We start from the raw sequence: 12626 nt of genomic DNA, 5'->3' as shown, positions 1-12626 counted from the left end.
CTTTTCAACGCGCTTCGACAATTTCCGTGACCTTACCGTCAACGATTTTGACGACGTGGCCAATGCCGTAGACGAAATTTTCCTCGACGCCGGCGGCGGTCGTCTTTTTTACAATACGCAGAGGTTTGCGCCAGCAGGTTTCCGTCAGCTCCGCTGGTGTCATCCCAATCTTCGGCGGTCCTCGACGCGCGCATTCTTCGGCCGCTTGTTTGCTCCGTGCAGCCGGATCGTAGTCGATAAGAAACGGCGAAGACGTACCGGTCCACCCGCACCGACCGTCACTGAGCTCAACAAAATAATCGTCGGATCCGACGCTCCCTTTGGTAATCTCTTTGACGACGAACGATGCTCCTGATTTCAGTTTGAGAGTTCGCTCTGTGGTCCAATCATGTTGAGTGAATGTCACCTCAACTACATTCAGATTGCCTGGCGGGATTGCCACCCATAGGCGCTTGCCCACGAAAGCGCGACAGCCCCCATCGCTAAACCAACAGGTCTGGGGGCTCGATGCCGCGCTTGCCACCTCTGCACGCATGCAGACGACCGCGAAAACCAGAGCCACCATTCGAACCATTGTTCCCCCACTCACCTGTCGCGTTATGTAAACAATCAACAATACCCAAGGTTCTTGTGCGCTCGCGACAGTTGCGCAACAATCTATTCGCTTCTTGGAGATACGCAATGACCGTCCTGCGTCCGGATCCGATCGCCTATCCGTCGCGCGGCATGTCCCGCGACGAGGCCGCCCGCTACGTCGGCGTGGGGCCAACCAAATTCGACGAGATGGTTTCGGACGGCCGCATGCCCAGGCCAAAGAAAATTGACGGGCGCGTGATTTGGGACCGGCTTCGGATCGAGGCGGCATTTTCCGACCTGCCCGAGGACGTCAGGGCGAACCCCTTGGACCGAATGTTGGAGGCCAGATAGTGCGCATCATGATGTCTTGGATCGATCCCCACGACGGATCGGTGAGCGGCGGCGTTGAATGGCCTGGGTATTTTCAGGAGGCGATGCCTGCGGTCGGCGACACGCTGATCGAGCCCATCGGTGCCGGCGAGGTCCAATGCGGGAGGGTCGCCGAACGTTACATCTATTTCGCGCCGGACAATGAGGAAGTCTGGCACCTCGTCCTGCAATACGTCGAGCTGCAGCCGGGTCGACTTCGTGCACTGCATCTTCGGAGGGTGGTCGAAGACGTGAATTGCTTCCGGATCGACCTGGCCATGGCGGCGGCCCATGGTCTTACCGTTGAGCGAGGCACACCCATACGGGACGACGAGAAGGCCTGATTGAGCTTCACTTATCCGTTGACACACTTTCCCGCTATGCATCCGCATTAACGACGCGGCATTGCCAGGGATGTAACGGCAGTAACGCCGTAACAGCAGTTTTCCTACGAGGGCTTGGGGCGGGCCGCCATACCACCAAGTCTATCCGTGACCTCTCTAGCTATCTTCTAGGAAAGTTAGTGTTACAACTGTTACAGTAAACCAACGGAATGAAATCATTGGAGAATTACCGTAACGGTTGCACTTGATCGAGCCGTTACGGCCGCGCGCTGCCGTTACACCTGGCCTCGCGGCAATGGCACTGGACACGGTGGTGACATTGAGCCGACCGCGCGCGCCGCCACCACCATCGCATCGATCCTGAATTCACAAGGCCTGCACCAGCGCTAAAATTGCTAGGATGTGCGCCACTCGGTCTACGCGGAAGGTCCGGGGCTTTTGCGCCATCGCCACGATTCGGCGGATGGCGGAATTGAGTTGCTTGAAAATTGCCGGATATGCTTGATGCCCAAATCCCGACAAGCATCGCGGAAGGCGAAGGACTGGTAGCAACTCCCATTGTCGGTCATGACGCGCGTGACGGTGACGCCGAGGGTTTTGTAATAAGCCACAGCCGCCTTGAGGAAGGAAACCGCGCTGTCTGCCGTCTCATCGGGCTTGATCTCCGAGAAGGCGACGCGGGAATGGTCGTCAATGCAGACGTGGACGAAATCCCAACCGGCGCCACGGCTCTTATTCGGACCACTCGGATCGCCGCGTGATGCGGTGGCCGACACGCTGGAAACGCCCGAGTTTTTTGATGTCGAGGTGAATGATTTCGCCTGGGTTCTCGCGCTCATAGCGACGTTCCGGCTCGGCCGGCTCCAGATCGCGGATCCGGTTCAAGCCCAAGCGGCGCAGGACGCGGCTGACGGTAGCCGCCGACACCTCGACCTCGGCTGCGATCTGCTTGCCGGTGTGGCGCTGCCGGCGCAAAGCCTCGATGGCTGCACACGTGGCTGGCGGGGTTTGGCTCGGCGATGAATGGGGTCGCGACGAACGGTCGCGCAAACCGTCCACACCTTCCCCGCGGAACCGCTTGACCCATTTGGCAACGGTCTTCGGCGTCGTGTTGAACAGGTAGGCAGCGTCGGCCTTGCTCAGCCCACCTTCCACCACGCTTCGGACCATCGCCTCTCGACCTTTGGGCGTCAGAGGCGCATTCTTGTGGATGTTCATCTGGTCTCTCCTTGGAACACTGAAGCTTCGCAACCTCAGCTTCCTCGGTTCAGACCAGATGGACAACCTCCTGAAAGACCACACCTAGTGCTGGCGCCCTACCGCAAGGGAGGAACACCGTGACGAACCTAAAGCTTGGCCCCTTGAAGACGACAAGCCGGTCAGGCTCACAATTTAGCTGCCAGCAGCGGTCTTCAGGGACCTCAAAAGCTATGCCGAGATTCTGACGCGTATCGGAAACGCGACAATCCCGATCGAGCTGGCCAATTTGATCGCGCCGATGATCGAGCCTTTCATGGCAACCGACCGCGCCCTTGCGAAGGCGCGGCGAAATGCTTCTCAGCCCGCACCTGCGTCACCGGAAAGATCCGGATAGCGCTCGCGAAGTAGGTCGAGGAACGGACCCAGCGATGGATTGCAGTTGGCCTGCCGCCAATAGGCGCGGAAGCTCAGCCGCGTCGGACCCTCGGCATCATGCACCTCGCGGAAGGTGACACCCGGATAGACTGCGCCAGTCGCACTTTCCAATATCAGTAGAATGCCCCAGCCCACGCCGACCAAGGAGAGGAGGCGGTCGAGCACGACATCATGGCGAAGCAGCAGGCAAGGGTCGGAGGACCCCAATTTGCTGATGAGGAGCTTCAGGAATTCCGGTCCCGGGCCTCGCTGTGACATTAAAAGCGATTCGCGCCTCAGTTCGCCCCAGTGAACTACGTCACGGCCCGCCAACGGATGGTTCGCGGGGAGGGCGGCAACGACACGCTCGCTCCAGAGCAACAATGACCTGTCACTCCATTTCGGGTTGGGCTCGACCACGAAGGCGACGTCAACGGCGGAGCTGGCGAGATCCGAGATCAAATGGTCTCTCGAGCCGTCGACCAGTTGCCTATCGACATCGGGGAAGCGGTGCCGGTGCTCGAGGAGAGTGGCCCGGAGATTGCCGGCCGAGAGGGAGGTGTGGATGCCGATGGTCAACCGACCGCTCTCGCCACGCGAGCGGGTCTTGAGACGAGCGGTCATTGCATCAGCTTCGCCCACGACGCGCCGGGCGGCATCGAGGAATTCCTGACCTTCAATGGTCGGTCGCGTCCCGCCATTTGTGCGCTCGAACAGAGTGCTGCCCAACTTGCATTCGAGATTGCGCAAGCGTCGACTAAGAGTCGACTGCTTGATGTTGAGCGTCTCCGCCGCTTGCCGCAGGCTTCGGTGCTGGGATGCGGCGATCGCCCAGCGTAGATCTCGAAATTCCACAGGCGCGGTCGAAGCGCTATGGCGAGTTGCCGGTGACAAAATTGTTTCTTGAATGGGTCACTCCATTTGATTGCGCTTCTTCAGCACCCCTGCCAGCGAATTCGTTGACTACTGTGAGGTGCGGTCAATTCGGAATAGCTAGGATTCCGGTTCCGGCGTCGACCCAGACGAGGACACCACCAAAATTTTGGAAGCTTTGATCTTGCGCTTGAGCGCCCGCCTTTTCATGGTAGCCGTCAATCGAGCTTTCTCAGTCCTCTCTTTCGATGTGTTCAGAGGTGGGTTGCGAACCGATAGCCTCAGACTGGACATGCTGCTCTCCTTCATTTTCCTCATATGTGTCGATTGAGGCCGCAGCCCACCTATTGCCTCCTATCGCGAGTTGAGTGGACTTCCACGGTGGCTTGCCTCTCTTGGCCGTTTAAATCAGTCAGCCCTCTGGAGGGCAGGCGCAATCGATGAGCCTCTCCAGAGCAGGGATCTCGTTATCTGGCCTCCATTGCGCAGAAAATTCGAACGTCTCGGCCCGCGGAAGTGTTCCTGATCGCTCAGCCGTAGTCAGGTCGATTTGGGAATCGTTGCCTGAATTCAAGCATGGCGCACGCAGATTTCTGGCGCTGAGAGACCTCCATGTATTCGAGTAGGAACCGCGCAATACGAAAAAAGTACGACTTGCGGCTGTCGACGAATGCCAGCGTTCGACCGCTCAAAAATCGCAATACCCACGAGATGCTCGAACTGTCGTATCGAGCGGCTAAGCGTCGTTTGTTTGACAAGAGGTACGTCAGCCGCCTGTCGGAGACTTCCGAAGTCCGCGGCTATAACAGCATAGCGAAGTTGCCGAGGATCAAGGTTCGGAATGCGAGGTGCTTCGATAGACAGTCGCGAGCCTGGATCATCCATCGCACACTTACCAAATTAATCGAAGGTAACGAAGCTGTGCGCATGGATTGTGACGATTTTTAGTTGTGTGGGACGGTCCGCCAGCGGCCGAGCTCAGCCAGATGACCCACCGCGGGTCCCCCGGCTTTGCATGCTCAGCACAGGCTCACATTCGGGATTGCGAAAGATGGGTCCAGTCGAGATCAATGCGCTGCTCATGATCGACCGACTACGCACAAATGCTTGAGAGATTTGATGCATTTGCGAAGCTCTAAGCGCTCCCCTGTTACTGTGAGAGGGTCGCCGCTCAAGGCGTCTCGCGGACCTGCATCGGGCTTACGTCATCGGCCGCTGCCATGCTGCAAGACGCGCTCAGATTGTAGCCCGAGCCCAACGAGGGCGGATGTCATCCATCGCAAAACCAGGGCGTTTCATCAAACGATTCGATGTCTGTTGCGCGATGCGAGATCGTGAATCTAACTATCGATCAGGGCGGATGCTTTGAGACACGCCGTCCGAAGTTACGCGCTGATCCGGGTATAGCCGGAGCTGTCGCGCTCACGTCGAGCTAGGCGCCAACAACCGACGCACCTATTTGGTTTGGCTTGCGCCAACAAGGGAGTTTCCATCGTGCTCGAAAATCCGCATCTGAGCGCCCAAGATCAGTCCGACAAGGATGAGAGCATGCGCGCTTCCTGCGTTTTGGCCTTCGCGATGACACGAGGCGTTGCGCGTTGCGCCAGTCCGGCGATGTTGCGTCATCGTGACTGAAGCGCTCGCGCGCTCGCGGGCTCGCGCGCTATGCACGCGCCGAAGCGTTTTCTGCGCGTTGCGCGGCGATCCGGCTTCGTCCCATTCACGTGTCGGAGCAGCGCGCTCCGTCACGCTTTTGCGAAACCTGATTAGACTAGCTAGATCAGAGTCCAGCGGTCGATGGGCCTTGGCGCGGCGAATTCGTGATTGGTGGCGCAATCAGCTCTTCAGCCATCCAATAAGTCGGATTGGAGATGACCATCTGGAGACCTCATGCGATATCAAGCGGCTTCCGGAAGGGTGGCCTTTTTACAAAGGCGGACTAGCCAACGGCAAAAAGCACGAGAAATTTCGGGATTGTCACTGCGGTCGACCGCATAGGCCCGATAGTGCATGCCGCTGGGCGCACGTGATCCTGGTATCACTTGTAGAGCGCCCCCGCGCACCAGATCGCTGACAATGATTTCGGGCGCTACCAGAAGGCATTTTCCCGTCATGACCGCCGGTAGAGCAAGGTAATTGTGATCATAACGCGCCCCCGAGCTTATATCTTTAGTGGTCAGGTTCATCGCCCGCAGCCATGTGGGCAGTATGTCGGGCCGAGATGTGATATTCAGAATCGGCATTGCGCGAACAATCGAGAGGCCTTTACCATCGACGTGATTTGGAGAGCCCACACAGACCAGTTGCTCGTTGTAGATTTCCCAATCGTCGGCCGGTTCGACGATGGAAAGATCGCGTGTAATCAGGATGTCGAAATCGTCGGAGGATATCGGCAGTGACAGTGAGCTGATCACATCCACGATGACGCCGCCCATTTCAGCGGAAAATGCCTGGAGATTCGGAATCAGAAGAGAGTACGCGAAGGTCGAAAGCGACGTGCGGACCACAAGCCGATTGACGTCTGGTCGATCCCGCCGGCGCATTCTCTTAGCGGTGAAGCACACGGTGTCTAGCGGCTCGGCGACTGTGTTCGCAAAGAGCCGTCCGAATTCCGTCAATTCGCTCCGCTTGCCGCGTCGTTGCATGAGGTCTGTGCCCAGATGGTCCTGCAGCACGGCCAGGTAGCGGCTGACGGAGCTCTGGGTCATTCCCAATGCGTGAGCCGCGCGCGTGACGCTTCCTTCTCGCGCGATCGTCACGAACACGCGGATAGCGTTGAGGGGCACTTCATTGTCTTCGGTGGCCATCTTCTATTCCAGAAAATTGTCGCCAGTTCTTACTGGCAGCAGGCCACGACAAAATGAAAGTTCCTAGCACATTATTCGATGTCTATCGCCGGATTACTGCTTATAAACGATATGTCGCGCGCAAAAACGGCCTAAGCCAAAATGAACGGCGTAATGGCCTATCGCGTTGAAAACCTCGCCATTCGCGGCGCGGGCTGGAACGGATCAGCAAAGGAAGCGAGATTCGGCTGATTTAATCTCGTCCATCCTCTGAAGTCTAAAAATGTCCTCCACCGGCAGAATGTCCTTGTGGACGTTCTGGACGCCGCCATCGGCGATGATCCGGCGGAAGGTTTCCTGCATGCCAGTTGCAGCAGCGCGGATCCCGTAGTTGCCGTAGATCGTCATGCGAATATTGCCGAGTGCCTTGACGCGCTCGGCATTAAGTTCCGGGTACGCGTTCGGCACGATCGCCAGCGGCACCGATCCGGTCCAGGCGCGGGAAAAGCTTTCGATCTCGGTAGGATCCTTCTTTTTCGAATGGATCAAGATCATGTCGGCGCCAGCGTCCACATAGGCTTGCGCACGCTGCAGGGCTTCGGTTTCGCCGAGGCCTGCGATCAGCGCTTCGGTGCGGGCGATCACGAGAAAATCCGGATCCTGTCTTGTCGTGACGGCGGCCGCGATTTTGCCCTTGAACTCCTCAATGCGCAGCAGTTCCTGGCGCCCACCGGCAACGAGGCTCGTCACTTTCGGAAAGGTCTTGTCTTCGATGACGACGGCACTCGCACCGGCCCGCTCGTATTCGCCGATCGCATGGATGACATTGATTGCGTTGCCGTAGCCGGTATCGATATCGGCGACGATCGGCAGCGTCGTGCGTCCGGCGATCGCCCGCAGCATGTCGAGATGCTGGGTCATCGAGATCAGGCTCATGTCCGGCAGGCCGTAAAGCGCCGACAACTCGAAGCCGGAGGCCCACAGGCCATCGAATCCGGCTTCTTCCGCGAGGATCGCCGAAAGCGGGCTGTGGGCCGCCATGATGTGGACAAGGCTGGTCTGGACCATGCGAGCGCGGAGGCGTTTGGCAGGGGACATCCGGAGATCTTTCAGGACAGGGCGGCGCAGGCGGCGATGATGCGGTCGCAGGCGCGGGTGAGGTCCTCGAGCGAGGAGGCGTAGGAAATGCGGATATAGGGCGAGGCCATAAATCCGCTTCCGGGCACGACGGCTACGGCGAATGCGTCGAGCAGGTACATGGCAAAATCGGTGTCGGTTTCGATCACCTTGCCGCCCGGTGTGCGCTTGCCGATAACACCCGCGCAAGAGGGAAAAACGTAGAAGGCGCCGTCCGGCACGCGACACGAAAGCCCCGCGGCCTGGTTCAGCTTGGCAACGATGAGGTCGCGACGCTGCACAAAGGCGCTCGCGAATTCCTGGATATGCTTCCGCCCGCCGGACAGCGCCTCGATGGCGGCATATTGGGAAATCGAACTGGTGTGCGAGGAGGTCTGGCCCTGGATGAGGTTCATGGCCTTGATCAGCGCCAGAGGCCCCGCGCCATAACCGACGCGCCAGCCAGTCATCGCGTCGGCCTTGGACACGCCGTTGACCGTCAGCGTGCGCTCGTAGAGGTCCGGCGCGACCGCCGCCATGCTAGCAAAGTCGGCGTTGTAGGTGAGCTTTTCATAAATATCGTCGGAGAGCACATGGACATGGCCATGGCGGCGCAACACCGCAGCGAGCGCGAGCAATTCGCCTCGGCTGTACACCGCACCGGTCGGATTGGACGGCGAATTCAGCATGAGCCACTTGGTGCGCGGCGTGATCGCAGCTTCCAGCGCCTCGGGGCGTAGCTTGAAGCCATGGAATTCGTCGCAGGCGACGAGAACCGGCTTGCCGCCAGCCAGCGCCACCATATCGGGATAGGAGACCCAGCAGGGTGTCGGGATCACCGCCTCGTCGCCCGGGTCGAGGGTGGCGAACAGTGCGTTGAATACGACCTGCTTGGCCCCACAGCCGACCGTAATTTGGTCGATGTCGTAGTCGAGCCCGTGATCGCGGCGGAAGCTCTCGCGGATCACTTTGCGCAGCGGCTTGATACCGGCGACCGCGGTGTATTTCGTCCGCCCATCGCGGATCGCCCGGATACCGGCTTCGCAGACAGCAGACGGCGTGTCGAAATCCGGTTCGCCCTGGCTGAGCGTGATCACATCGGCGCCCTGATCTTTCAGTTCGGAGGCGCGGGCGGTCATGGCCTTGGTTTCGGAGGGACGGACGGCATTGAGCCGTTCTGCAACGAGAGACAAGATAGAATACCTGCCAAGTTCAAAGCGAAAATTCCCGACGGCTTCTACTCGTTCCTTGACGGGTTAACCAATCATATCATCGCGTTTTCAAATGAAGGCATCGAGAATTACGATCCTTTACGCCCGTCGCATCGACGTGCCCTTGTTGCGGGCGCGCCATCCAGCGGTCGAAGCCGCGAGCAACATCAGAACACTGATGACGTTGGTCACGGCTCGTCGCACCTCGGACAAGTGAGACTGAAGATTTGAACGAGCGCGCCTAGAAAAACATTGTGAGATAGGTGCGCACGCTGGTGCGGTTCGCTTCCGTTTTGTCGCGCCGATGCATGCGCTCCGCAGTTAACAGGATCGCTCGCTTAGCGAGGGCGTCGGCGGAGGCCGACAATTCGCTGTTCGGCTGCCCAACTCGGCGACCCTTGACTCGAGATAGTTTTCCCGACAGCGAGGATGCTGGCCGAAACTCCGGCTGATACCGAGGCCTTTGCCACCCGCGTCGCCCACGAGACCTTCCCACCAAAGTTGCGCACCGCGCTCACCGATTGCACTTATTTTCCGTCGTTCTCCCCAAGAGCGGAACACGTCATCGCATCTACGGATGTACAAATCGAATTATTCGATGAGCGTCATCCGACTGTAGCAGTACGAGTTTCTAACGTCTGCCACGCCAGCGTACACGTCCAGACGGGATGATCTCGTTGCCGTGCTCTGCGGGGTTTTTCATGACGATGTGGAGGTAACGGCGATGGCATCCGTATCGATTGACAGCATCCATAAGAATTACGGCGCGACATCCGTCCTGCGTGGTGTTTCGGTGTCGATAGCGGATGGCGAGTTCCTGACGCTGTTGGGACCATCGGGGTGTGGGAAGTCGACGCTGCTGCGTATCCTGGCGGGACTCGAGGTGCAGGATGCAGGTTCGCTCTCGATCGGCGAGCGGGCGGTCGACAACCTCAGGCCGAAGTGCCGGGACGTAGCGATGGTGTTCCAATCTTACGCGCTCTATCCCCATATGACGGTTGCCTCCAACATGGGCCTGCCGCTTCGAATGCGCCGGCTCTCGACCTTCCAGAGGCTTCCTCTTCTGGGCCGTCTGCTGCCGGGAACGGCGCGGATCGCTGCCGAGATCGACGCGGAAGTCACCCGTACGGCCAAGTCCCTCGGCATCGGCCACCTGCTGGCCCGCAAACCGGGGCAGCTCTCCGGCGGCCAGCGCCAGCGCGTGGCGGTCGGCCGGGCAATGGTGCGTCATCCGGCTGTTTTCCTGATGGATGAGCCGCTGTCCAACCTCGACGCCAAGCTCCGTGTGCAGATGCGCGCCGAAATCAAGGAACTGCACCAGCGGCTCGGGGTCACCTTCGTCTATGTCACTCATGACCAAGCCGAGGCCATGACGCTGTCGGACCGCGTGGCTGTGATGCTCGACGGCGAGTTGTTGCAGGTCGCTCCGCCGCAGGAGATCTATGCCGATCCGGACGACCGGCGCGTCGCCGAATTCATCGGTTCGCCCAAGATCAACATGCTCGACGGTGTGGTGCGCGAACGTGGCCTGATCGATGTGGCCGGATCGACGCTTGCTATCGGGGCTGATGCGCTTGCCGGAGCGCATCTCACCCTCGGTATTCGCCCCGAGGCTTTTCATCTCGCCGAACGCGGCGGGCAGGGCGTACTGACCGGTTCCGTGCGCATGATCGAGCATATGGGCTCCGATCTCTTCGTCCATTTCGATCTGGCGGGTGGCGATCATCCGTTGATCGCAAGGCTGCTCGCCGAACGGGCGCCTGATATCGCCCCCGGCCAGACCCTACACGTCGGCGTCAGGCCAGACCGTGTGCTTCTGTTTGATCGTAACGGGCGGCGTTTGCGCCAAGAAGTCGAATCCGGCCGCGCATCGGTCACGCCGATCCGGGAGGTAGCCCGATGAGCGAGCCTCTTGCTCTTACCGGCGCTCCCAACGAGCCATCTGCGACCGGTAGTGTTCGAACACTCCCGCCATCCCTTGCCGCCGCACCGGCCCGCAGGCGGGCCTTTACAGAAGCGCTGGCGGCTTGGGCGCTGGCCGGGCCGGCGGTCTTCTTTCTGCTCGCCCTGTTCTTCCTGCCGGTGATCGGCGTCTTTGTCATCGCGATCACCGACTGGCAGTTCGGCGGGCTGACGCTCTCCTTTGTAGGCCTCGCCAACTTCCGCGAGATCTTCGCTGACGATGGTTTTAGGGCCTCGCTCGTCAACACAATCGTCTACGTTCTGATCGTCGTGCCGGGCACCCTCGTCTTTGGCCTTCTGATCGCACTTCTGATCGAAAGCGGAAAGTCCTGCCGCTCCTTTTACCGCGCCATCCACTTCCTGCCCTTCATGGCGACGCTTACGGCCATGGCGGTCGCTTGGGAGGCATTGCTGCATCCCACGATCGGCCTCGTCAACCAGACGCTCGCCGCCATGGGCCTGCCGACCGCCAACTGGCTGCGCGACGAGAATACAGCCCTCCCGGTGCTGGCCGTCATCGGTATCTGGCAGAACCTCGGCTACGCCATGGTGCTGTTTCTGGCCGGCCTGAAGAGCATCCCGCAGGATCTCTACGATGCTGCCGATATCGACGGTGCTGACCTTTGGCTCGACCGACTGCGCACCGTCACCTTGCCGCTGCTCGGGCCGGTCTCGATGTTCGTCGTCATCGTCGTGGCGCTGAGGGCATTCGAGTCTTTCGACACCGTGAAAGTGCTTACCCAAGGCGGGCCCGGCCACGCCTCCGAAATGCTGCTCTACACGCTATATCGGGAGAGCTTTGAGTATCTGCGCACCGGATATGGCGCCGCCGTTGCGGTCGTCTTTCTCGCCATCGTCGTGACCCTCACCCTCGCTCAAGCCCGGCTCATGGATAGGAAGGTGCATTACCAATGAGCATCAACATGCACCCCAACCGCTTGTTGCAGCCGTCCGCCATCGTCCGCCATGCGGTTCTACTCACCACCGGCGCGCTCATTCTTGTACCTTTCGTCTGGATGGTGTCGCTATCGCTCAAGCCGCCGGGGGAGATCTTCCGCGCGTCATTCTCCTTTTGGCCGACGCAATTCTATGGCGTCGAGAACTACACCAAGGCGCTTACCGAAGCGCCGCTGCCGCGCTATATGGGCAATGGCCTGATCGTTTGTGCTCTGATCCTCGGCCTTCAGATCCTCGTATGCGCCCCTTGCGCCTATGCGCTCGCCAAGCTTCGCTTTCCCGGCCGAGACCTGCTCTTCGCCATGGTGTTGATCGGCCTGCTGCTGCCGCACCAGGTGCTCTCGCTGCCGCTCTTCGTCCTCGGTTACCAGCTTGGCATTCTCAACACGTATGCTGCGCTTATCTTCCCTTATGTGGTCTCGCCCTTCGGCATCTTCCTGTTCCGCCAGTTCTTCAAGACCATTCCCGATGACGTGGTCCATGCCGCGCGGCTCGACGGTCTCTCAGAAATCGCGATCGTGTGGAAGATCATGGTGCCGATGGCGCTGCCGGCACTTGCCGCATTCTCGATCTTCTCAATTGTCGGCCATTGGAATGATCTGTTCTGGCCATTGATTGCGGTACGGGACCAATCCCTGATGCCTCCGCCCCTCGGAATCATGGCTTTCAAGAGCGAAGAGTCCGGCAATGACTACGGCCCGCTGATGGCCGCATCGACCCTTATCGTTCTCCCCCTGGTCGTCGCTTTCCTTGCCGCTCAAAAGTGGTTCGTCGAAGGAATGACTGGCGGAACCGTCAAGTAGGATCGTGGAGCGCCA

The 12626-nt window shown here is 59.5% G+C and carries 12 protein-coding genes and 1 pseudogene; 6 read left to right on the top strand and 7 right to left on the bottom strand.

The window, feature by feature from the left end; all coding sequences use genetic code 11:
- Positions 1 to 4: 4 nt before the first annotated feature.
- The gene (locus tag ABIB73_RS26040; protein WP_354097955.1) at positions 5 to 565 is read right to left on the bottom strand and encodes a hypothetical protein; all 561 of its coding nucleotides are present in this window, start codon (positions 563 to 565) and stop codon (positions 5 to 7) included.
- 116 nt (positions 566 to 681) lie between these two features.
- On the opposite strand from ABIB73_RS26040, the gene ABIB73_RS26035 reads away from it, so the two are divergent.
- Positions 682 to 927 (top strand): hypothetical protein, encoded by a 246-nt coding sequence (locus ABIB73_RS26035; RefSeq protein WP_354097954.1) that lies wholly within the window; start codon positions 682 to 684, stop codon positions 925 to 927.
- Positions 927 to 1289, top strand: coding sequence for a hypothetical protein (locus tag ABIB73_RS26030; RefSeq protein ID WP_354097953.1), 363 nt, complete (start codon positions 927 to 929; stop codon positions 1287 to 1289). Before ABIB73_RS26035 ends, ABIB73_RS26030 begins: the two co-directional genes overlap by 1 nt.
- Positions 1290 to 1780: 491 nt before the next feature.
- On the opposite strand, the pseudogene ABIB73_RS26025 reads toward ABIB73_RS26030, so the two are convergent.
- Positions 1781 to 2507: pseudogene (locus tag ABIB73_RS26025) on the bottom strand (helix-turn-helix domain-containing protein); the annotation flags it as partial.
- Between the two features lie 178 nt (positions 2508 to 2685).
- Here ABIB73_RS26025 and ABIB73_RS26020 point away from each other — a divergent pair.
- On the top strand, positions 2686 to 2883 hold the full coding sequence (locus tag ABIB73_RS26020; protein WP_354098007.1) for a DUF2274 domain-containing protein: 198 nt from the start codon (positions 2686 to 2688) through the stop codon (positions 2881 to 2883).
- Here the strand turns inward: ABIB73_RS26020 and ABIB73_RS26015 are convergent.
- From ABIB73_RS26015 to ABIB73_RS25995, 5 genes are all read right to left on the bottom strand, one after another.
- Complete coding sequence (locus ABIB73_RS26015; protein WP_245343983.1) at positions 2847 to 3758, bottom strand: LysR family transcriptional regulator; 912 nt, start codon at positions 3756 to 3758, stop codon at positions 2847 to 2849. The two genes, ABIB73_RS26020 and ABIB73_RS26015, sit on opposite strands and share 37 nt — an antisense overlap.
- A gap of 588 nt (positions 3759 to 4346) precedes the next feature.
- Positions 4347 to 4661 carry a helix-turn-helix domain-containing protein gene (locus tag ABIB73_RS26010; protein ID WP_354097952.1) on the bottom strand — a complete coding sequence of 105 codons (315 nt, stop codon included), beginning with the start codon at positions 4659 to 4661 and terminating at the stop codon, positions 4347 to 4349.
- A gap of 1013 nt (positions 4662 to 5674) precedes the next feature.
- Positions 5675 to 6583, bottom strand: coding sequence for a LysR family transcriptional regulator (locus ABIB73_RS26005; protein ID WP_354097951.1), 909 nt, complete (start codon positions 6581 to 6583; stop codon positions 5675 to 5677).
- Positions 6584 to 6787: 204 nt separating this feature from the next.
- Positions 6788 to 7630, bottom strand: coding sequence for an isocitrate lyase/phosphoenolpyruvate mutase family protein (locus ABIB73_RS26000; protein ID WP_354228853.1), 843 nt, complete (start codon positions 7628 to 7630; stop codon positions 6788 to 6790).
- A gap of 41 nt (positions 7631 to 7671) precedes the next feature.
- The gene (locus ABIB73_RS25995) at positions 7672 to 8871 is read right to left on the bottom strand and encodes a pyridoxal phosphate-dependent aminotransferase (protein WP_354097949.1); all 1200 of its coding nucleotides are present in this window, start codon (positions 8869 to 8871) and stop codon (positions 7672 to 7674) included.
- Positions 8872 to 9613: 742 nt separating this feature from the next.
- On the opposite strand from ABIB73_RS25995, the gene ABIB73_RS25990 reads away from it, so the two are divergent.
- The 3 genes from ABIB73_RS25990 to ABIB73_RS25980 are packed head-to-tail and all read left to right on the top strand — an operon-like array spanning position 9614 to position 12611.
- Positions 9614 to 10792, top strand: coding sequence for an ABC transporter ATP-binding protein (locus ABIB73_RS25990; RefSeq protein WP_354228653.1), 1179 nt, complete (start codon positions 9614 to 9616; stop codon positions 10790 to 10792).
- Complete coding sequence (locus ABIB73_RS25985; protein ID WP_354097947.1) at positions 10789 to 11766, top strand: carbohydrate ABC transporter permease; 978 nt, start codon at positions 10789 to 10791, stop codon at positions 11764 to 11766. The genes ABIB73_RS25990 and ABIB73_RS25985 overlap by 4 nt, the downstream gene beginning before the upstream one ends.
- On the top strand, positions 11763 to 12611 hold the full coding sequence (locus ABIB73_RS25980) for a carbohydrate ABC transporter permease (protein ID WP_354097946.1): 849 nt from the start codon (positions 11763 to 11765) through the stop codon (positions 12609 to 12611). The genes ABIB73_RS25985 and ABIB73_RS25980 overlap by 4 nt, the downstream gene beginning before the upstream one ends.
- The last annotated feature ends 15 nt before the right edge of the window (positions 12612 to 12626 follow it).

It is taken from the genome of Bradyrhizobium sp. F1.4.3 (assembly GCF_040548375.1).
Lineage (GTDB): Bacteria > Pseudomonadota > Alphaproteobacteria > Rhizobiales > Xanthobacteraceae > Bradyrhizobium.
The sequence above is the reverse complement of the archived record's forward strand: the minus strand, read 5'-3'. Positions and strand labels throughout refer to the sequence as shown.